20 protein-coding genes and 1 tRNA gene are annotated in these 20,319 nt (G+C 54.6%); 20 read left to right on the top strand and 1 reads right to left on the bottom strand.

Features of this window, described 5'->3' with window-relative positions; translation table 11 throughout:
• Genes ispC through sS8_RS12865 form a run of 3 tightly spaced genes read left to right on the top strand, consistent with a single transcriptional unit; the run spans nucleotide 1 to nucleotide 3,308 of the window.
• On the top strand, nucleotides 1–1,188 hold the full coding sequence (gene ispC / locus sS8_RS12875; protein ID WP_119629983.1) for a 1-deoxy-D-xylulose-5-phosphate reductoisomerase: 1,188 nt from the start codon (nucleotides 1–3) through the stop codon (nucleotides 1,186–1,188).
• 7 nt (nucleotides 1,189–1,195) lie between these two features.
• Nucleotides 1,196–2,557: an RIP metalloprotease RseP gene (gene rseP, locus sS8_RS12870; RefSeq protein WP_119629982.1), complete on the top strand. Its 1,362-nt coding sequence runs from the start codon at nucleotides 1,196–1,198 to the stop codon at nucleotides 2,555–2,557.
• Nucleotides 2,558–2,588: 31 nt separating this feature from the next.
• Entirely contained in the window at nucleotides 2,589–3,308 is a 720-nt protein-coding gene (locus sS8_RS12865) for a DsbC family protein (RefSeq protein WP_119632765.1), read from the top strand.
• Between the two features lie 35 nt (nucleotides 3,309–3,343).
• On the opposite strand, the gene mutS is transcribed toward sS8_RS12865, so the two are convergent.
• Nucleotides 3,344–5,914: a DNA mismatch repair protein MutS gene (mutS, locus tag sS8_RS12860; protein ID WP_119629981.1), complete on the bottom strand. Its 2,571-nt coding sequence runs from the start codon at nucleotides 5,912–5,914 to the stop codon at nucleotides 3,344–3,346.
• A 54-nt stretch (nucleotides 5,915–5,968) separates the two neighbouring features.
• On the opposite strand from mutS, the gene sS8_RS12855 reads away from it, so the two are divergent.
• The 17 genes from sS8_RS12855 to lpxB all read left to right on the top strand — a co-directional run bounded on the left by sS8_RS12855 (nucleotide 5,969) and on the right by lpxB (nucleotide 20,310).
• Nucleotides 5,969–6,463: a CinA family protein gene (locus tag sS8_RS12855; protein WP_119629980.1), complete on the top strand. Its 495-nt coding sequence runs from the start codon at nucleotides 5,969–5,971 to the stop codon at nucleotides 6,461–6,463.
• Complete coding sequence (gene thpR / locus sS8_RS12850; RefSeq protein WP_119629979.1) at nucleotides 6,447–6,992, top strand: RNA 2',3'-cyclic phosphodiesterase; 546 nt, start codon at nucleotides 6,447–6,449, stop codon at nucleotides 6,990–6,992. Before sS8_RS12855 ends, thpR begins: the two co-directional genes overlap by 17 nt.
• 69 nt (nucleotides 6,993–7,061) lie before the next feature.
• Nucleotides 7,062–8,114 (top strand): recombinase RecA, encoded by a 1,053-nt coding sequence (recA, locus tag sS8_RS12845; protein WP_119629978.1) that lies wholly within the window; start codon nucleotides 7,062–7,064, stop codon nucleotides 8,112–8,114.
• A gap of 26 nt (nucleotides 8,115–8,140) precedes the next feature.
• Entirely contained in the window at nucleotides 8,141–8,587 is a 447-nt protein-coding gene (locus sS8_RS12840; protein WP_170161068.1) for a regulatory protein RecX, read from the top strand.
• Between the two features lie 45 nt (nucleotides 8,588–8,632).
• Nucleotides 8,633–11,233 carry an alanine--tRNA ligase gene (alaS, locus tag sS8_RS12835; RefSeq protein WP_119629976.1) on the top strand — a complete coding sequence of 867 codons (2,601 nt, stop codon included), beginning with the start codon at nucleotides 8,633–8,635 and terminating at the stop codon, nucleotides 11,231–11,233.
• A 25-nt stretch (nucleotides 11,234–11,258) separates the two neighbouring features.
• Nucleotides 11,259–12,488, top strand: coding sequence for an aspartate kinase (locus sS8_RS12830; RefSeq protein ID WP_119629975.1), 1,230 nt, complete (start codon nucleotides 11,259–11,261; stop codon nucleotides 12,486–12,488).
• A gap of 133 nt (nucleotides 12,489–12,621) precedes the next feature.
• Complete coding sequence (gene csrA, locus sS8_RS12825) at nucleotides 12,622–12,828, top strand: carbon storage regulator CsrA (protein ID WP_119629974.1); 207 nt, start codon at nucleotides 12,622–12,624, stop codon at nucleotides 12,826–12,828.
• 24 nt (nucleotides 12,829–12,852) lie between these two features.
• Nucleotides 12,853–12,945 (top strand) — tRNA-Ser (locus tag sS8_RS12820).
• A gap of 225 nt (nucleotides 12,946–13,170) precedes the next feature.
• Nucleotides 13,171–13,434 carry a 30S ribosomal protein S16 gene (rpsP, locus tag sS8_RS12815; RefSeq protein WP_119629973.1) on the top strand — a complete coding sequence of 88 codons (264 nt, stop codon included), beginning with the start codon at nucleotides 13,171–13,173 and terminating at the stop codon, nucleotides 13,432–13,434.
• Nucleotides 13,435–13,465: 31 nt separating this feature from the next.
• A complete protein-coding gene (gene rimM, locus sS8_RS12810; protein WP_119629972.1) occupies nucleotides 13,466–13,966 on the top strand; it encodes a ribosome maturation factor RimM in 501 nt (166 codons plus the stop codon).
• A gap of 12 nt (nucleotides 13,967–13,978) precedes the next feature.
• Nucleotides 13,979–14,728 carry a tRNA (guanosine(37)-N1)-methyltransferase TrmD gene (gene trmD, locus sS8_RS12805; protein ID WP_119629971.1) on the top strand — a complete coding sequence of 250 codons (750 nt, stop codon included), beginning with the start codon at nucleotides 13,979–13,981 and terminating at the stop codon, nucleotides 14,726–14,728.
• An 11-nt stretch (nucleotides 14,729–14,739) separates the two neighbouring features.
• Nucleotides 14,740–15,090, top strand: a complete 351-nt coding sequence (gene rplS / locus sS8_RS12800; protein ID WP_119629970.1) for a 50S ribosomal protein L19 — start codon at nucleotides 14,740–14,742, stop codon at nucleotides 15,088–15,090.
• 147 nt (nucleotides 15,091–15,237) lie between these two features.
• Nucleotides 15,238–16,149, top strand: coding sequence for a site-specific tyrosine recombinase XerD (gene xerD, locus sS8_RS12795; RefSeq protein ID WP_179952412.1), 912 nt, complete (start codon nucleotides 15,238–15,240; stop codon nucleotides 16,147–16,149).
• A gap of 26 nt (nucleotides 16,150–16,175) precedes the next feature.
• Nucleotides 16,176–16,964, top strand: coding sequence for an acyl-ACP--UDP-N-acetylglucosamine O-acyltransferase (gene lpxA / locus sS8_RS12790; protein WP_119629968.1), 789 nt, complete (start codon nucleotides 16,176–16,178; stop codon nucleotides 16,962–16,964).
• 54 nt (nucleotides 16,965–17,018) lie between these two features.
• Nucleotides 17,019–17,954, top strand: coding sequence for a Gfo/Idh/MocA family protein (locus sS8_RS12785; RefSeq protein ID WP_119629967.1), 936 nt, complete (start codon nucleotides 17,019–17,021; stop codon nucleotides 17,952–17,954).
• 117 nt (nucleotides 17,955–18,071) lie between these two features.
• On the top strand, nucleotides 18,072–19,169 hold the full coding sequence (locus sS8_RS12780; protein ID WP_119629966.1) for a DegT/DnrJ/EryC1/StrS family aminotransferase: 1,098 nt from the start codon (nucleotides 18,072–18,074) through the stop codon (nucleotides 19,167–19,169).
• Nucleotides 19,162–20,310 carry a lipid-A-disaccharide synthase gene (lpxB, locus tag sS8_RS12775; protein ID WP_119629965.1) on the top strand — a complete coding sequence of 383 codons (1,149 nt, stop codon included), beginning with the start codon at nucleotides 19,162–19,164 and terminating at the stop codon, nucleotides 20,308–20,310. Before sS8_RS12780 ends, lpxB begins: the two co-directional genes overlap by 8 nt.
• The last annotated feature ends 9 nt before the right edge of the window (nucleotides 20,311–20,319 follow it).

Here is a 20,319-nt window from a genome sequence, read left to right as displayed (position 1 = left end):
ATGGAAGGCATTTGCATTCTGGGCTCGACGGGGTCGATTGGCGTCAGCACGCTCGACGTGGTTGCGAGACATCCGGACCTTTACCGGGTGGTGGCACTTACGGCCAATAACAATTTGGACCGTCTCTATGAACAATGCCTGCGGTTCCAACCTCGGTTCGTGGTCCTGCTCGGCGAGAGCCAGGCGGAAGTGCTTAGACGGCGACTTGATGCTGCGGGGGTGTCGGAAATCGAGGTGCTGAGCGGAACGAGATCTTTGGAGGAAGTGGCCATGTTGCCGGAAGTGGACGGTGTCATGGCCGCCATAGTCGGTGCGGCGGGACTTCTGCCAACTCTCGCTGCAGCGCGGGCCGGTAAGACCGTGTATCTGGCGAACAAGGAAGCGCTAGTGATGTCGGGCCAGCTTTTCATGGCCGAAGTCGCGAAATCCGGCGCCAAGCTGTTGCCGATCGACAGCGAGCACAATGCCATATTCCAATGCATGCCGGCGGATTATCGCGCCGGTCAGATGGCTTCCGGTGTTCGGCGAATCCTGCTGACCGCTTCCGGCGGCCCCTTCTTGCGTAAACCTTTGGATGAACTGGTCGACGTCACACCTGAACAGGCCATCGCCCATCCCAACTGGGTCATGGGCCGGAAAATTTCCGTCGATTCGGCTACCATGATGAATAAGGGCCTGGAAGTTATAGAAGCATGCTTGTTGTTCAACATGCGGCCTGATCGGGTGCAAGTGGTCATTCATCGGCAGAGCGTCATACATTCAATGGTCGATTACGTCGACGGGACGGTGCTGGCACAAATGGGTAGCCCGGATATGCGCATCCCGATTGCTCATGCCTTGGCCTGGCCGGGCCGGTTCGAGTCTGGTGCGGAACCTCTGGATTTATTCAGTGTCAGACAATTGGATTTCGAGGCTCCGGATGAAGCGCGCTTCCCGTGTTTGAGTCTCGCCTACGATGCCGTCCGCGCCGCAGGCACGATGCCCGCAATTCTAAATGCCGCTAATGAAGTGGCAGTTTCATCGTTTCTAGAAAACAAAATACGATTTACACATATTCCGGAGACAATTAAGCATTGCATGGCCTCTATTGCACCCGGCCCCGCCGACACTATCGAAGCCGTTCTCGATGCGGACCGCATGGCTCGCTCTACGGCCGAGTCGTACATTAACCGGCTAGCTGTGTCTTGACGCTCCCATGTTTTCCCTCCTTCACACCCTTTTTTACTTCCTCATCGCGTTAACGATTCTCATCGCCTTTCATGAGTTTGGCCATTTTTGGGCCGCACGGAAGTTGGGAGTAAAGGTAATCCGGTTTTCACTGGGGTTCGGAAAGATTCTTTGGCGGCATCAAAGAACGCGTGATAGTACCGAGTTTACCGTGGCGGCACTTCCTCTGGGCGGCTACGTAAAGATGGTGGATGAACGGGAAGGCTCCGTTGCACCTGCTGATCTGCCCTTTGCTTTCAATCGGCAACCGCTGATCCGTCGCGTGGCGATCGTATTTGCGGGACCTTTTTTCAACCTTGTCTTGGCGATCCTGATTTACTGGGTTGTTTTCATGATCGGCGAAACCGGGATGCGCCCGGTGCTGGGGCCTGTGGCCAGCGGTTCGCTTGCGGGGCAGGTCGGGTTTGCTGAGGGGGACGAGATCATGGCTGTGGCGGGCGAAGAAACGCCTACCTGGAACCAGGCCATGGGCGAGTTGCTTGAGCAGATCATGGAGGGAGATGCGATTTCCGTCGACGTGAAGACTAAGGACGGTGCGCATCTGCAGCGTACCCTTCTGGTACCGGAGGAGATCGCTCAGCAGCCCAGCCTTTTGTACCAGCATCTTGGCTTCCGCCCGTGGGAGCCACTGCTTCCGCCTGTTATCGATAGGATTGAATCGGGTGGTGCCGCAGAGAAGGCGGGTTTGCAAGCAGGCGATTTGCTTGTCCATGTCGACGGCAATCCAATCAAGACATGGCGGGAGTGGGTGGATATCGTGCGTGCAAACCCCGATAGATCACTCGAAGTGGTTGTGGATCGCGGCGGCCAACACTTCTCTCTTTCCATTACGCCGGTACCGGTCGAATCGGAGGAAGGACGAATCGGGCGAATCGGTGCTGCGGTTCAGATTCCCGAGCACCTTGTGGATGAGATGCAGGTGGAGTATCGTCTAGGCGTATTCTCGGCCTTTGCGGCTGCGATCGAAAAAACCGGTGACTACTCGGTTTTGACGTTCAAGATGATCGGTCGGATGCTGGTCGGGAAAGCGGGGATCGAAAACCTCAGTGGCCCCATCAGCATCGCACAATATGCCGGAAAATCCGCAAGCATCGGCTTGAGCCAGTTTCTCAAGTTTCTCGCAATTGTCAGCGTCAGTTTAGCGGTCTTGAATCTATTGCCGATTCCCGTTCTTGACGGTGGACATCTCATGTTCTATTTGATCGAGGCTGTAAAAGGAAGTCCTGTATCGGATCGAACTCAAGCGTTTTTTCAGCAAATCGGCCTATTTATTCTGTTATCTTTGATGAGTCTCGCATTCATTCTCGACATCGAACGTCTGCTGACATAATTCGAAACCGAAGCAACAAATGGATACATTCATGAAAACATATTGGGGCGTTGCAGTTTTCGCCATGATGGCTCTGTTTTGCGGAGCAACTAATGCCGACAATAAAGCCATTGAACAAGCGTTAAAGGAGGCTCTGCCTGGAGTCAAGCCGGATTCGATTACACCGTCCGCCATGGCGGGCCTTTTCGAAGTGGTCGTAGGTCCGAAGTTGTTCTATGTCTCGGAGGATGGGCGTTATTTGTTTCAGGGCTCGATGATCGATATCAAGGCGCGCGAAGACCTGACTGAGGGTAAGCTGGCTAATGCCCGAATCAGCTCTCTGAAAAATGTCGGCTCGAACAACATGATAGCCTTCAAGCCCGAGAGCTCCAAACATTTGGTCTACGTATTCACCGATATCGATTGCGGTTACTGCCGTAAGCTACATTCCGAGATCGATCAGTATTTGACCGAAGGTATCGAAATTCGTTACCTGTTCTTCCCCCGCACTGGAGAAGGGTCCGATTCTTACAATAAGGCGGTTTCGGTATGGTGTGCCGAGGATCGCAATGCTGCCTTGACCAAGGCCAAGCGTGGCGATACGATCGAAAAACGTCAATGCGAAAATCCGGTAGATCGGCACTTGGCCTTGGGAACGCAGATGGGTGCCGCCGGTACACCCATGCTGGTCACGGAGAAAGGGAATATACTGCCGGGATATGTGCCGGCTGCTCAATTGGCGAAGATCTTGTCGCAAGAGGCCGAAAAGTAAGCGAGCGATCGGCATCAGGCAGCTTCAGGGTTTTTCTAGCTCGCCAATTCCTTTAAGGCGTACAGTAGATCTAACGCCTGCCGGGGGGTTGTTTCCTCCGGTTGAATCGACCTCAACAAATCTACCGCCGGATGGGGTTGGGGTTCGGCGTTTACGAAAAGATCGAACTGCCGTGCATCGTTGCGCTGTCCGGCGTAAGTCTGGTTTTCCAGAACCGTCAACTTCTTGCGAGCCTTGTCGATCACCGTTTTCGGAACGCCGGCCAGAGCCGCTACTTGTAGCCCGTAGCTCTGGTTGGCGGGGCCGTCCTTGACTGCATGAAGAAATACCACGCGGTCACCGTGTTCGACGGCGTCGAGGTGGACGTTTTGCACCCCGGGACACTCCTCCGGCAGCGTAATAAGCTCGAAGTAATGCGTCGCGAAAAGCGTGAAGGCCTGAATTTTTCGCGCCAAGTGATCCGCCGTTGCCCAGGCAAGCGCCAAACCGTCGAAGGTGCTGGTGCCGCGGCCGATCTCGTCCATCAGGACGAGACTTGACGATGTCGCATTGTGGAGAATGTTTGCGGTCTCGCTCATCTCCACCATAAAGGTCGATCGGCCGCTGGCTAGATCGTCCGAGGCTCCGATCCGCGTAAAAATTCGGTCAATGGGGCCTATCACCGCCGATTCCGCAGGCACATAGCTACCGATGTGCGCCATTAAAACGATGAGTGCAGTTTGCCGCATATATGTGGACTTTCCGCCCATATTGGGCCCCGTGATAATGAGCATGCGGCGGTCGGCGTCAAGATCCAAATCGTTGGGAACGAAGCGGGTGTCGGTAACCATTTCGACCACGGGATGTCGTCCACCCGTTATGTGGATGCCCGGTTCCTGCACTAAGCTGGGCATGGTTAGGTTCAGACTTTCGGCGCGCTCCGCCAGGCTAGCCAAAACGTCCAGTTCAGAGAGACCGGATGCGCAGTCCTGCAGCGATCCCACATGAGTGCCGAGTACATCCAACAGTTCGTCGTATAGGGCCTTTTCGAAGGCTAGGGAGCGCTCTCGTGCACTCAGCACCTTATCTTCGAACGCTTTCAGCTCAGGCGTGATATAGCGCTCGGCACCTTTTAGAGTCTGGCGGCGGATATAGTCTTTAGGGGCTTTGTCCGCCTGGGTGCGGGGGAGTTCAATATAAAAGCCCTGTACACGATTGTAGCCGACTTTCAAATTCGATAGGCCGGTCCTCTGGCGTTCCCGCTGCTCGAGTTCAATCAGAAACCGTTCCGTATCCTGGCTGAGAACGCGCAATTCGTCCAATTCCTGATGGTAGCCTTCGGCAATGACGCCGCCATCGCGGATCAACATAGGCGGATTCTCTACGATCGCCCGCTCGAGGAGTCGGCAAATTTCAGGGTGCTCTTGAATTCGCTGCCGTAACTCGGCTAGCAGGGCGCTCTCCATGGTTTCCAGTCGACATAGAAGCTCGGGCAGTACGCGCAAGGATACTCGTAATACAACGAGATCCCTCGGCTTGGCCGATTTGAGCGCGATGCGGGCGACGATGCGTTCGATGTCTCCGACAGACGCCAACATGTCACGGATAGAACCGTAGCTCGCGTCTTTCAGAAGCGCTCCAATGGCTTCGTAACGATGGTTAAGCGCATCCTGGTCCCGTAAAGGGCTGTGCAGCCAGCGGCGCAATAGGCGTCCGCCCATGGCGGTCGAGGTTCGGTCGAGCACTCCGAACAGGGTAAGGTTGATCTGTCCCGATGGATGGTAGGCCAGTTCGAGATTGCGGCGACTCGCGGCGTCCAGGATGATGTTGTCTTCGCCGGTCTCCGTCTTCAGGCCCTGAATGTGCGGTAGTGCGCTCTTTTGTGTGTCCTGAACATACTGGAGCAGACATCCGGCTGCTGCCACGGCGGCGGGTAATTCTTCGCAACCAAACCCGGTTAAGTCTTGAGTTCCGAACTGACGAAGCAACTTATGGCGCGCACTTTCGGGATCGAAGTGCCAGGGATGGCGCCGGGTGATGCCGCGCCTTCCGGCGATGATCGGCGGAAGCGGCCAGTCTTCGCTGATCAGTAGCTCGGAAGGATCCAAGCGCTCTAATTCGCCGGCCAATCTTTCCATGCTCTGGACTTGCTGAACTGTGAATCGTCCCGCCGCGAGGTCCAGCGCAGCAACCCCGTAACGTTCGCCGAGCTTAACAACGGCGACCAACAGACTCTCTTTGCGATCCTCCAGCAACGCTTCTTCGGTGACCGTGCCCGGGCTGACGATGCGCACTACCTTGCGCTCGACGGGGCCTTTGGAAGCCGCTGGATCTCCGATCTGTTCACAGATGGCGACCGATTCGCCGAGTTTGATCAGTCGAGCGAGATAAGTATCGACGGCGTGATAGGGGACACCTGCCATCGGGATGCGTTCACCAGCCGACTCGCCCCGAGTAGTCAGGGTGATATCCAGAAGTTGTGCGGCTTTACGGGCATCCTCGTAGAATAGTTCGTAAAAATCCCCCATTCGGAAAAACAGTAGCTGTTCGGGATGTTCGGCCTTGATGCGCAAGTATTGCTGCATTAAAGGGGTATGTTTGGAGAGTAGGGTCGCTTGATCGGTCATTGGAGTAGTTTATCGGATAGAATTAAGGTCTGCGATCGAGCAAATGGCTGACATATGACGGAAGACGAAGCGTTGTATGAATTGGCACGTGAGGTCGGGCAGACTTTGAGCCTTCAGGGGCGAATGTTAGTCTTAGCCGAATCGTGCACTGGCGGGTGGGTGTCTCACTGTATCACTGATGTGCCGGGAAGTTCCGCCTGGTTCGATCGTGGGTTCGTTACCTACAGTAACCGGTCGAAATGCGAGTTGCTCGGTGTGGCCGCCGAAACCCTCCGAGTTTACGGCGCTGTCAGTGGCGAGACGGTTCGTGCCATGGCGGTTGGGGCCTTGAGTCATAGTGCCGCGAACATTGCGGCTGCTGTCAGCGGGATCGCTGGTCCGACGGGCGGCACGCCGGATAAGCCGGTCGGAACCGTCTGGTTCGCTTGGCAGCGGGATGACGGTATTTTTTGCGTGCAAAGCGTGCGGTTCGGCGGAGATCGGCGCGCAGTAAGGCGGCAGGCCGTGAGAGTTGCGCTTCAAGGAATTCTGGATGTCTGCCGAGATTAAAACGCTTCGTTTGTTTTTTGCACTTTGGCCCGACGAAGAAATGCGTGCATCACTGGCGCGTCTTGTTGATGCCCTCAAGCAAACCGCCACCGGTAAATGGGTAAAGCCGGAAAATCTTCATATTACTCTGGTTTTTTTGGGGGCGGTGAACGAAGATCGGATAGCGTCGGTCAATGAAGTTGCCGAGGGCATAGTCGCGCAGCCATTTGAACTGAGATTGGACCGAATCGAGTTCTGGAAGAAGAGCGGGATTATCTGCCTGTCACCGACATGTACGCCGGTGACATTGCAAAATCTAGCCAACGCCTTAACCGCCGAACTGAAACGAACCGGATTTGTCACGGAAAACAGACCGTACCGGGCGCATCTGACCGTTGCTAGAAAGGGCAGTCCAGGGGTGCTTTCGTCACGATGTCTTGACGATCCAATCTGCTGGAGCGTGCGTTCGTTCAGTCTGGTCGAGTCCCGGACCAGCCGGATGGGCTCGCTGTATCAAGTTCGAAAGATCTGGAATCTACCGAGTCGTTAGGCTGTTCCCGACGGTTTGTCTATGAGATAATTTGTCGTTATTTACAATAGTTTAGTCAGTATTAATCTAATGGACGAAAACAAGCGGAAAGCATTGAGTGCAGCGCTTTCTCAAATCGAAAAGCAGTTTGGTAAAGGGTCCGTGATGCGGATGGGGGATGTCCCCGCGATGCGTGATCTTGAAGTGATTCCCACCGGTTCGCTGGCTTTGGATATTGCATTGGGCTGCGGCGGCTTGCCTCGCGGCAGGATCGTAGAGATATACGGTCCCGAATCATCCGGCAAGACCACGTTGACGCTCGAAGTTATCGCTCAGGCTCAAAAACGGGGCGGGGTAGCGGCTTTTGTCGACGCCGAGCATGCTCTCGATCCCGTTTATGCCGAGAAGATCGGTGTCGATCTGGCCGATTTGCTGGTGTCACAGCCGGATACCGGTGAGCAGGCGCTGGAAATTGCCGACATGTTGGTCCGGTCGGGCGGTGTCGACGTCGTTGTGATCGACTCGGTCGCGGCTTTAACGCCCAAAGCGGAAATCGAAGGTGAAATGGGCGACTCCCACGTCGGTCTTCAGGCACGTTTGATGTCTCAGGCGCTGCGAAAACTGACCGCCAATATCAAGCGTTCGAATACCCTGGTGATCTTTATCAATCAAATTCGTATGAAAATCGGGGTAATGTTCGGTAATCCGGAGACGACGACCGGCGGTAACGCACTCAAATTCTACGCTTCCGTTCGTCTCGATATTCGTCGTTTGGGTGCAATCAAGAATGGAGACGAGGTTGTCGGCAACGAAACTCGGGTCAAGGTTGTGAAGAACAAAGTGGCGCCACCCTTCAAAAATGCTGAATTTGAGATTCTTTATGGGGAAGGGGTTTCCCATGAAGGCGAGTTGGTCGATTTAGGGGTTAACTACGGCATTTTGCAGAAGTCGGGTTCCTGGTACAGTCTGGGGACAGAGCGCATAGGTCAAGGTAAGGATAATGCGCGCAATTATCTCAAGGAACGACCGGAATTGGCCGAAAGCGTCGAATCGCAAATCCGTGAAAAAGCCTTCGTAGGCGGCGTCCAGTCGTTGGTGGCGGAAGCTACGGCGCCCGATTCAATTCAGGAGGCGGGGTCCTGATAAGTGTTTCCGATTCGTTGCGGGCAGTGAAAGCTGCCGCCCTCCGTCTTCTTTCCCATCGTGAATACAGCCGTGCCGAGTTGAGGGCGAAGCTTTGTCGCAAAGGATATGCGGAGGCTGTGGTTGAGCAAGTTGTTGAAGATCTCGTTTCGGAAGGCTGGCAGAGTGATGGGCGTTTTGCTGAAATGCTTGCGCGCAGCCGTGCCGAAAAAGGGTACGGTCCGTACCGGATCGCACAGGAGTTGCGTCAACATGGTATCGATTCGGATTTTGGGGCGGAAGATGGCCGGGATTGGAATGCGCTTATCCATAAAATTTATGTCAAAAGATTTGGTGAAACAATTCCGGATTCGCCAAAAGAGCGCGCGGCGCGGGAGCGTTTTCTTAGGCGCCGAGGATTTGAGTCGGAACAGATTCGGTTTTTATTTAAGTATCTGAAAGTTCAAGTCTTTGAAAGTCATGACAGCGTTTAGTCCTCAAAAACAATAAGAATGAAACCAGTGAGTGGTAGCAGCGAAATGACCAGTGCAGAACTGCGTTCACTTTTTCTATCGTTCTTCGAAGAACGACAGCACACGATTGTTCCATCCAGCTCTTTGATTCCGGCCGATGACCCGACTCTGTTGTTTACCAACGCTGGTATGGTTCAGTTCAAAAATGTGTTTTTGGGGCGAGAAGAACGGCCTTACGTGCGCGCAGCTTCGGCGCAACGCTGTGTGCGGGCGGGGGGTAAACACAACGATCTGGAAAATGTCGGATATACGGCGCGCCATCACACGTTTTTCGAGATGCTGGGGAATTTCAGTTTCGGCGATTATTTCAAACGGGATGCGATCCATTATGCCTGGGAGTTTCTGACCGGCAGTTTGAAGCTGCCTGTCGAACGGCTATGGGTAACGGTTTATGAAAAGGACACAGAGGCCGAGGAGATTTGGCTGAAGGACATTGGTGTCGATCCCGCGCGGTTTGCACGCATCGGTTCGAAAGATAATTTCTGGAGCATGGGCGATACCGGGCCGTGCGGTCCGTGCACTGAGATTTTCTTCGATCACGGCGAAGGAATTCCGGGAGGCCCGCCGGGCTCGCCCGATGAGGACGGCGATCGATACATCGAAATCTGGAATCTCGTATTCATGCAGTATGATCGCGCTGCCGACGGAACGCTTACACCGCTGCCGAAGCCGTCGGTTGACACAGGAATGGGGTTGGAGCGTATCGCCGCTGTCGTTCAGGGCGTGCATAGCAATTACGAGATCGATATCTTTAAAGCGCTATTAAGGGCCGCGGCAGAACTGGCCCAGGTCGAATCCACCGATAGCAGTTCGCTGCGGGTGTTGGCCGATCATATTCGTTCATGTGCCTTCCTGATCACCGATGGTGTTCTGCCGTCCAACGAAGGGCGTGGTTACGTGCTGCGTCGCATCATCCGGAGGGCAATTCGTCACGGCTATAAGCTCGGGATTCAGGATGTCTTTTTTCATCGCCTGGTCGGCCCGCTTTGCGCCCAAATGGGCGATGCCTATCCCGAATTGGTTGCGGCTCGGACGGTGGTGGAGCGGGTTCTGAAGCAAGAAGAGGAGCGTTTTGCCGAGACTTTGGGGCAAGGAATGAAAGTGCTCGACGCGCATTTGAAAGAGATGAGCGGCAAGACCATTTCGGGCGAGACAGTATTTCAGCTTTATGACACCTATGGTTTTCCGGTCGATCTGACTGCCGATTTCGCTCGAGAGCACGGTTTACTCTTGGATCTGGAAGGCTTCGAGAGGGCGATGGACGAGCAACGGGAACGTGCACGCGCGGCCAGTCAATTTGGCGTCGATTATTCCCACGATGTCCACCTGGACGCGCATTGCGAATTCACCGGGTACCGGAGTCCGAGCGAGGAGACGACTATTGTGGCGGTGCTTCGGGATGGCAGGCCCGTTACGAGTTTATCGGTCGGCGACGAAGGTATTCTGATTTTGGCAAAAACGCCGTTTTATGCCGAATCGGGTGGCCAGGTCGGAGATCATGGCGTGATTCGCGCTGGCGAAAACGTGTTCGAGGTTGCGGATACGCAAAAGAAGACCGGCGATTTGATACTGCACATCGGGCGAGTATCGAAAGGCACATTTACGGCGGGCCTGCTTTGTGAAGCGGAGGTGGATGTCGAAGCTCGGAATGCCACTGCTCTCAATCATTCCGCGACCCATTTGCTACATGCTGCATTGCGGAAGGTTCTGGGGGATCACGTGACGCAGAAGGGATCACTTGTCAATTCCGATCGGTTACGCTTCGACTTTTCGCACTTTGCTCCGGTGACCGGGGATCAGCTCGAGACGATTGAGCGACTAGTAAATGAGCAGATTCGTGCAAACAAGAGTGTTTCGGCGGAGCTGATGCCGAAAGAGGCTGCCGTCAAGGCAGGAGCAATGGCCTTATTCGGTGAGAAGTATGGGGATACTGTTCGCGTCCTTCGAATCGGCGATTTTTCGACTGAACTGTGTGGTGGGATTCATGTGACTCGCGCGGGTGACATCGGCTTATTTAAGATCGTTAGCGAAACCGGAGTGGCGGCGGGCGTTCGTAGAATTGAGGCTGTTACCGGCGAGGCGGCAGTCGCGTGGATAGAAAAGAGCGATCGCATTTTGAATACTCTCGGCGAGCGGATGAAAGCGGGACGGGATGCCTTGGACGAAAAGGTAAGCCAGCTCATCGAAAGAAATCGTACCTTGGAGAAGGAGTTGGAGCGGCTCAAAGGTAAGTTGGCAAGTGCTGCTGGCGATGACCTGGTCGCGCGGGCAGTATCGGTTGACGGAATAAAGGTACTGGCAGCGAAAGTTGACGAAAGCGATCCCAAGGGGCTTAGGGATTTGGTGGATCAGCTTAGGAATAAGCTTGGGAGCGCGGCGATTGTCTTGGGATCCGTCAAAGAAGATAAAGTGACCTTGATCGCAGGAGTGACCAAAGATCAGATTGATCGGATCAAGGCCGGAGATTTGGTAAATGCAGTGGCCGTGCAGGTGGGCGGAAAAGGCGGGGGGCGAGCGGATATGGCTCAAGCCGGTGGAACGAACCCTGCGATGTTGGATGCGGCGTTGCAGAGTGTCCCGGATTGGGTACGGCGCTATACGGCATAATCACAGACATAGCTTCGCAGAAAAGATGGCCTTGTACGTACACAAATACGGCGGTACGTCGGTTGGTAGTGTCGATAGAATAAGACACGTCGCCGACAACATTGAGAAAGCGCGGAAGAGAGGCGAAGGCATAGTTGTTGTAGTTTCCGCCATGAGCGGAGAAACCAATCGTCTGGTGGCCTTGGCTCACGAAATTCAGACGCGTCCCGCTCCGCGGGAGCTGGATGTGCTGCTCGCTACGGGTGAACAGATCACAATTGCCCTTCTATGTATGGCGTTGCAGGAAAAAGGAATCCCGGCATGTTCATATACGGGGGGGCAAGTCAAGATCGTAACTGATCGAGCGCATACGAAGGCTCGAATTCTGAATATAGACACTGATCGTGTTTTGAGTGATCTCGGGCGGGGAAAGGTGGTAGTCGTGGCCGGTTTTCAAGGAATCACCGAAGATGGCGATATTACCACTTTGGGGCGGGGCGGATCGGATACTACCGCCGTAGCGTTGGCTGCCGCGCTGAAAGCCGATGAGTGTTTGATTTATACCGATGTGGACGGTGTGTACACTACCGACCCGCGTGTTGAGCCACGCGCGCGCCGTCTAGATCGGATTACATTTGAAGAAATGTTGGAAATGGCGAGCCTGGGGTCGAAAGTGTTGCAAATTCGATCGGTCGAGTTCGCCGGGAAATACAATGTGCCGTTGCGGGTGCTTTCGAGCTTCAAAGAAGGCTGCGGTACGTTAATCTTTTGCGAGGAGAAAAATGTGGAAAAGCCGCTAATTTCGGGGATCGCGTTCAATCGAGACGAAGCCAAGCTAACCATATTGGGGGTTCCCGATCGCCCCGGTATCGCCTACAAGCTTTTGGGCCCCGTCGCAGATGCGAATATTGAAGTCGATATGATTGTCCAAAACATCGGAGAGGACGCGACGACGGATTTTACTTTTACAGTGCATCGCAATGACTATGCAAAAGCTCTGGATATTTTACAGAGCACCTGCGTGGAGCTGGGGGCGCGTGAAGTCGCCGGTGATGACAAGATCGTCAAAGTTTCGTTGGTCGGCGTCGGAATGCGTTCGCACGCTGGTATTGCAAGCAGGATGTTCGAGGCTCTTGCGAAAGAGGGAATTAATATTCAGATGATATCGACCTCCGAAATCAAGATCTCAGTCGTTCTGAATGAAAAATATTTGGAACTTGCGGTTCGGAGTTTGCACGAAGCCTTTAATCTGGAGCGAACGGTAGAAGCGGCTTGAGGTTAAATTTTCATTATAAACATAAGAAAAAGTGATATAATATAGCGCTTAACCGTTTGTGTTGGTTGGCTTGGTGTTGCGGTAGCAGCACCGTTTTTGAGGTAGGTCACGAGCGACCGGAAAGGAAGGATTTATGTTGATATTGACTCGTAGAGTCGGCGAGACTCTGATGATCGGGGATGACGTAACGGTTACCGTACTAGGGGTAAAAGGTAATCAAGTTCGCATTGGTGTGAATGCGCCTAAGGAGGTTTCCGTACATCGGGAGGAAATCTATGAGCGCATAAAAAGAGAGCAGCAGGCTCAAGCACCCGAAAAAACAGCTGAGCATACAGAATAAGTCGATTATAATCTCGTCAGTTTCGGAGAGATGGCCGAGAGGCTGAAGGCGCTCCCCTGCTAAGGGAGTATAGGGTTAAAAGCTCTATCGAGGGTTCGAATCCCTCTCTCTCCGCCATTCCCTTAAAGCCGTAGAAGATCTCGGGTGGTGGGTTTCCAGTCGGGCGGATTCGGGTGCTGCGAGTCGGATTTTCCATCTAGTCGGTGTGGCTTAGATCCGTTTTAGTACGGGTTCGGCGTTCTGTTGTGGCTTCATTTTCGGTGCCCAGTCTTCACATATATGGGATTTCCGGTAAAATAGTCGGCTTTTTCGGGTTGTTCTTGAATTCAACGAGGAATTTTAATGGTCACGATTCGTCTTGCCCGCGGCGGCGCAAAAAAGCGCCCTTTTTACCATGTCGTCGTTGCCGACAGCAGGTGTAAGCGAGATGGTCGCTACATCGAGCGAGTCGGGTTTTTTAACCCGATCGCCTCCGGGAAAGATGAAAGACTGCGTTTGAACGACGTCCGCGTACAATACTGGTTAAGCCAAGGCGCCAAGACGACCGAGCGGGTTCATGCGCTTATTAAGGAATTCCGCAAGCGCTCCGAGGGGGCAGCGGCTTAAAGTTTGAGCTTGTCTCGCGACACAAGTTGCAGTGGCGCAACTGGTCGTAGTCGGGGAGATTGGCGGCGCGTTCGGCGTTCGTGGGTGGCTGAAGGTCCGTTCATATACCGATCCGGCGGACAATATATTGAGTTATTCGCCCTGGCTGATCGGTGATGAAAAAAAACGGAGCCTATATAAGGTCATCGACGGGCAGCAACACGGCGGGTCGGTGCTTGCTCATTTGGAGGGCGTAAATACCCGCGATCAAGCCTTGCAGTTGACCGGGCTGTGCATATTTGTTGATAGAGACCGCTTCGAGCCTGCGAAGCCTGGTGAATTTTACTGGGCCGATTTGGTCGGAATCGAAGTTCGTACGACATCCGGTATGAGTCTGGGAGCCGTGACCGGCATGATGGAAACCGGTGCGAATGATGTCATGGTAGTCAGAGGCGAGCGGGAGAGGCTAATCCCGTTTGTCATCGGAGAGTTTGTAAAGAAGGTCGATCTGAGTGAAGGTTACCTGATTGTGGATTGGGATTCGGATTTTTAGAGTCCTAGCTTGATGCGCTTCGATGTCGTGACCCTGTTCCCGGAAATGGTTGAAAATGCCGCGAGATGCGGCGTAACCGGGCGGGCTCTCGAAAGAGGAGTGGTCGATCTCAAGCTCTGGAATCCGCGGAATTACACCCACGATAGGCATAGGACGGTAGACGATCGTCCCTATGGCGGCGGGCCCGGGATGGTGATGAAGGTTGAGCCGCTGCGTAGTGCCATTCGCGCGGCGCGTGCGGACTCCGATGTCGCTCCGAAGACAATTTACGTGAGCCCGCAAGGTCCTTTGCTCAATCAAGCCGTTATCGTGCAACTTGCACAAAGTTCGAGGCTGATTTTGGTCGCTGGGCGCTACGAGGGCGTGGACGAGCGCTTGATCGAGACCGAGGTCGACGAAGAATGGTCCATAGGCGATTATGTCTTGAGTGGTGGCGAGTTGGCTGTGCTCGTGATATTTGACGCGGTAACCAGGCTGTTGCCAGGCGTTTTAGGGCATGCCGATTCGGCGGTTCAGGATTCGCACATGGCGGGGTTGCTGGACTGCCCCCATTATACGCGGCCTGAGATGGTTGACGGTCGGCGGATTCCCGAGGTTTTGCAGAGCGGAGACCACGGCGCGATCAAGCGCTGGCGGTTGAAACAGTCCCTTGGCCGAACCTGGTTGAGAAGGCCGGACTTGTTAGCGAAGCTGGAACTCGACGCAGAGCAGTGGAACCTGCTGGAAGAATTTAAACACGAATTGAAAGCCGGAACGAATTGAGAGGAATTGCAATGTCCAGTCACATTATTCAACAGTTGGAACGCGAATGGATGAGCCAGAAAACGATCCCGGACTTCGCTCCAGGCGACACTGTAGTCGTACAGGTGAAAGTGAAGGAAGGCAATCGTGAGCGCTTGCAGGCCTATGAGGGCGTGGTAATTGCCAAACGGAACAGAGGATACAATTCCGCTTTCACGGTTCGAAAGATGTCTCACGGGGAAGGTGTGGAAAGGGTTTTTCAGACCTACAGTCCTCAGGTTCAGGAAATTCAGGTTAAACGCCGCGGCGACGTGCGCCGTGCAAAGCTTTATTATCTCCGCAGCCGTACCGGCAAGGCCGCTCGCATCAAGGAAAAAATTTGATTGCGTTAAAGGGTCGCTGCGGCGATCGTTGCGAGAATCAATGACGGGCAGCGAGCGCTGCCCGTTTCTCGTATGGAAAGTGGACTATGTTCGTAGCGCGCATTTAGGAAAACAAGTGCTTTTTCGGGCATGATGTCAGTGGGTTTGATGGAACCGCAATTTGACGAGTCCGACGGCGAGCTGATACGGCGATTCGTGAATGCTCTTTGGGTGGAAGAGGGATTAAGCGAGAACACCCAAAAGGCGTATTGCAGCGATCTCAGCCTATTCGCAGCATGGTTGACTCGGACCCACAAGAAGACTCTCTGGCAGGTAGGTGCGAGCGAGATAGAAGGCTACCTTGCCTTGAAGTTTCGACAGAAGGCAAGTGAGCGGACCAGTGCCCGATTGCTGTCGAGTCTTCGCAAGTTTTACTTGTTTGCCGCCCGAGAGGGCAGTGTCGAAAAGGACCCTACCGTATCCATCGAGGCGCCAAGGATCGGTCGCCCACTACCAAAAACGCTTACGGAGAAGGATGTGGAAGCCTTGTTGGAGGCTCCAAATACGGATGAGCCGCTGGGCTGCCGCGATCGGGTCATGTTGGAGATCCTATACGCCACCGGGCTTCGGGTGAGCGAGTTGGTTGGACTTACACTTGGACAGTTGAATCTTCGTCAAGGCGTTGTACGCGTAGTCGGCAAGGGGAGTAAGGATCGTTTGGTGCCGATAGGTGAAGAGGCCGAGGATTGGATGAATCGTTACCTTGCGCGGGCAAGGCCGGCGATTCTGAGAGGGAGACGCAGCGACGATGTATTCGTCACGGATCGCGGGTCCGGGATGACGCGGCAAGCCTTCTGGTACATTATCAAACGCTATGCTTTACTGGCGGGAATTCGCAAGCCGCTCTCACCGCATACTCTGAGACATGCGTTCGCCACGCATTTGCTGAACCACGGCGCCGACCTTCGGGTGGTTCAACTGTTACTGGGGCACAGCGACTTGTCGAGTACCCAGATTTACACCCACGTTGCCCAAGAGCGCCTGAAGGATCTTCACGCCCGTTGCCACCCGCGCGGTTGAAATCGTTCTGAGCTTTCCGAGGACTTATGACTGCGAACATTCATCCTACCGCTTTTATTGCTTCGGATGTCAAACTTGGTGCCGGGGTTTCGATTGGTCCCTATGCCGTGATCGAAGGCCCCACTGAAGTCGGGGATGGTTGCCGTATAGAATCTCACGCGGTGATTTATTCGTTCGTCCGTATGGGAAGAAATAACCACGTTTGTCCTCACGCGGTCATCGGTGGTTTGCCTCAGGATTTGGGTTTCGATCCCCTCTTGGAAACCTATGTGGAGATTGGCGACGGCAATGTTTTCCGGGAAGGCGTGACGGTGAGTCGCGCCACTCGAAAGGGCGGAGCCACTCTCATCGGCGCGGACAACTATTTGATGAACAACAGTCATGTGGCTCATGATTGCAGGCTCGGAAACAATAATATCTTCGCCAGCGGAGCAACTCTTGGGGGCCATGTTCAGGTTGGCGACCGGGTCTTTTTCGGGGGCGGAGTCATGGTCCACCAATTCTGCCGCATCGGCAGTTTCGCCATTTTGCAGGGACTCGCAGGTATCAATAAGGATGTCATCCCATTTACCATGGTAGGCGGAAGACCGGGCAAACATTATCGGCTGAATTTGGTGGGCATGAGACGTGGCGGCATAGACGGAGATCGTCTCAAAGCCGTATCGATTGCCTACCGGCGTTTGCGCAACAAAAAGAGCTTGGATGACTTGCCTGATACGCCGGAACTGGCCTATTTGCGGGGTTGGCTGACTGAGGAATCGAAGCGTCACGGGACTTTGAGCTTTGTCGATATACAGGGTCGCGGCGAAGACTGAGTTGCCCGTCTTCTCGACGCATCCGTTTGTTTTTTCAGCAGAATAAAGAGCAGTATGAGTCCACTGAAATGTGCCGTGATCGGAGTCGGCTATCTAGGGAAATTCCATGCGGAAAAATATGCTGCACTTCCCGATTGTGAATTGGTTGGCGTGGTTGATACCAGCCTTGAGGCGGCTCAGGCCGTAGCCGCAAGGGCGAGCAGCCAGCCCCTTACCGATTACCGCGAGCTACTCGGTCGTGTCGATGCCGTCAGCATCGTTGTACCGACCAGCTTGCATCACCAAGTGGCTAAGGAATTCCTCGCGAGCGGAGCGCATGTGCTGGTAGAAAAGCCAATCACGGTGACGGTAGAAGAAGCCGATGAGCTCATCCGCATCGCTGCCGAAGAGCGCCGTGTGCTTATGGTGGGGCATCTGGAACGCTTCAACGCCGCCCTATTGGCATTGGATCTGACCGAAGACAAGCCTATTTTCATCGAATCGCACCGCTTGGCGCCGTTCAAGCCGCGCGCTAACGACGTCAGCGTGGTACTTGATCTCATGATCCACGATATCGACATCATTCTGGATCTGGTCGACTGTGAGGTCGACCGCATAGATGCCAAGGGTGTGCCGGTATTGACCGGTGACGTCGACATCGCCAATGCCCGTATTGCATTCAAGAACGGCAGTGTGGCCAACGTCACGGCCAGCCGGGTCAGTCAGAAAGTCGAGCGCAAGATGCGTATGTTCATGCCCAACGCTTATGTTTCCGTAGATTTCCAGAATCGCGTCCTGACGCGTCATCGCAAGGGCGAAGGCGAGATGTTTCCCGGCATACCGGAAATCGTCAGTGAAGAGTCCGTGTTCGAGGGGGGAGACGCTCTGTTGGAGGAGATCAGGCATTTCGTCACTTGTATCCGCGACAGTCGCGAACCATTAGTGTCCGGTTATGCGGGGCGCCGTGCTCTGGCGACGGCTACCGAAATAACCCGGTTGCTCAACGTCTGATCCATTGAGCCGTACGCGCGTAAATGGTTTTTCCGCCGCTTTCCGGTCGTGCTTGCCGGGATAAGATGTCGCCGAGCGACGATTTTCTTGATAACGCCTAGAGGAGAGTTAGATCTCATGATCCCCATGGTCGATTTAAAAGCCCAGTATCTGCAGCTCAAGGATGAAATCAATCAGAGCCTGGAGCAGGTTCTGGAGAGCTGTGCCTTTATCCTGGGGCCGAACGTCAGGGCGTTCGAGGAGGAAGCGGCAGCTTATTTGGGGGCCAAGCATGCGATCGGCGTTGCTTCCGGAACCGATGCCTTGCATCTGGCTCTGTTGGCGGCGGGTATCGGCGACGGGGACGAAGTCATTACGACGCCGTTTACCTTTATCGCGACCGCGGAGGCGATCCGCTATGTAGGCGCCAAGCCGGTGTTCGTGGACATCAATCCCAAGACCTTCAACATCGATCCCGTGGCCATCGAATCGGCGATCACGGAAAAAACCGCCGCCGTCATGCCGGTCCATTTGTTCGGCCAGCCGGCGGACATGCAGCGAATCGTCGCGGTCTGCGAACAGAATGGGCTCAAGATGGTGGAGGACTGCGCGCAATCGTTCGGCGCATCCATAGCCGGGCGGCAGACCGGCAGTTTCGGCGCCAGTGCCGGATTCAGTTTCTTTCCGAGCAAGAATCTCGGTTGCTACGGTGACGGCGGCCTAGTAACCACTGACGATGACGAAATCGCCGACAGGATCAAGATGCTGCGTAATCACGGGTCCGAAGTTCGCTATTACCACGACGTGATCGGCTACAACAGCCGGTTGGACGAAGTTCAGGCTGCGATCTTGCGAGTCAAGCTCAAACGCATTGACGACTTTAACCGCAATCGTCGCGGTGTCGCCCAACTGTATTCGGAGCTGATGGCCGATTTACCGGTAACCGTGCCGTACGAGGATGGCGTGGGCGTCCACGTTTACCATCAGTACACCGTCCTGACCGACCGGCGCGATACCATCATGCAGGCTCTTCAGCAGGCGGGCATCGCCTGCGCGGTTTACTATCCGGTGCCGCTCCATCGGCAGAAGGTGTTTGCGAATGACTGCTCCGGGCTCGGTTTGCCCGTCACCGAGGCTATTGCGGAGAGCTGCCTGTCCCTTCCTATCTACCCCGAACTTCAGGAAGCCGAAATACGCAGGATCGTGTCGATCATCCGTGCCGCGTTGAATGGCTGATCGTTCGCCTCTTGTCATGTTGAGTGCCGGAGAAGCCTCCGGCGATCTTCACGCCGCCAATCTTTTTCGGGAACTGAAAAAACTGGTTCCCGAGCTTCGCGGCATCGGCATGGGGGGAATCAAAATGCGCGAGGCAGGGATCGAAATCCGTTGCGACTCGACTCATCTCGCCGTTATCGGGCTGGCCGAAGTGGCCAAGCATTACGGTGAAATTCGCCAAGCGCTCCGGTCCATGGAACGGATGGCCTGCGAGGAGACGCCGGATTTGCTGATCTGTGTCGACTATAAGGAGTTTAACTTTCGTCTTGCGCGGAAAGCCAGGGCGTGTGGCATCAAAGTCCTGTTTTACGTGAGCCCTCAAGTTTGGGCCTGGCGTCCCGGACGGGTGAAAAGCTACGGCCGGATCATCGATCACATGGCGGTGATTTTTCCGTTTGAAGTGCCGTTCTACGAGAGGTATAAAATCCCGGTGACCTATGTGGGGCATCCCTTGGCGGGAAAGGTAAAGCCATCCATGGGTAAGGCCGAGGCGATGGCAAAGTTCGGTTTTGCCGATAAGGGACCGCTGATCGGCTTGTTGCCGGGTAGCCGCGCCAACGAGATCAATCGGCTGCTGCCGGTAATTCTAGATGCGGCGGGACGGCTCGCGCAGGAAGTTGCGGAAGTGCAGTTCGTCCTGTTTCGGGCGTCATCCATATCGGATCAGTTGCTGGAAAGCCATCTCGATCTGCGTGGTCTTCCTATCCGTGTAATCGAAGGGCAGGATTACGATGCTCTGCAGTGCTGCGACGCCGTTATTACGGTTTCCGGTACAGCCACTCTGGAAGTGGCCTTGTCAGGCGTACCCATGGCGATCGTTTACCGGCTGACTCCGCTAAGCTACTGGCTCGGCCGACTGTTGGTCCGTATTCCTTACATCGGATTGCCGAATATTCTGGCGGGGCGCCACATTGTCCGCGAGTTTATCCAGCAGGATGCAACGGCAGACAATATTGCCGGCGAAATCGTCCGGATTCTTCGAGACCGTGATTATGCGGAAGCGATGCGGCGGGCACTGGCGCGAATCAAGGAAGACCTGGGAGAGGAGAACGGCGCGGGCAAACTTGCGGAACTGGCGGCGGGAATGCTAAAACAGAGCTGAGCGTGGACC

It is taken from the genome of Methylocaldum marinum (genome assembly GCF_003584645.1).
In the GTDB taxonomy this organism is placed as follows: domain Bacteria; phylum Pseudomonadota; class Gammaproteobacteria; order Methylococcales; family Methylococcaceae; genus Methylocaldum; species Methylocaldum marinum.
Note: the sequence above shows the minus strand (reverse complement) of the source record. Positions and strands in the feature narration are given on the sequence as shown.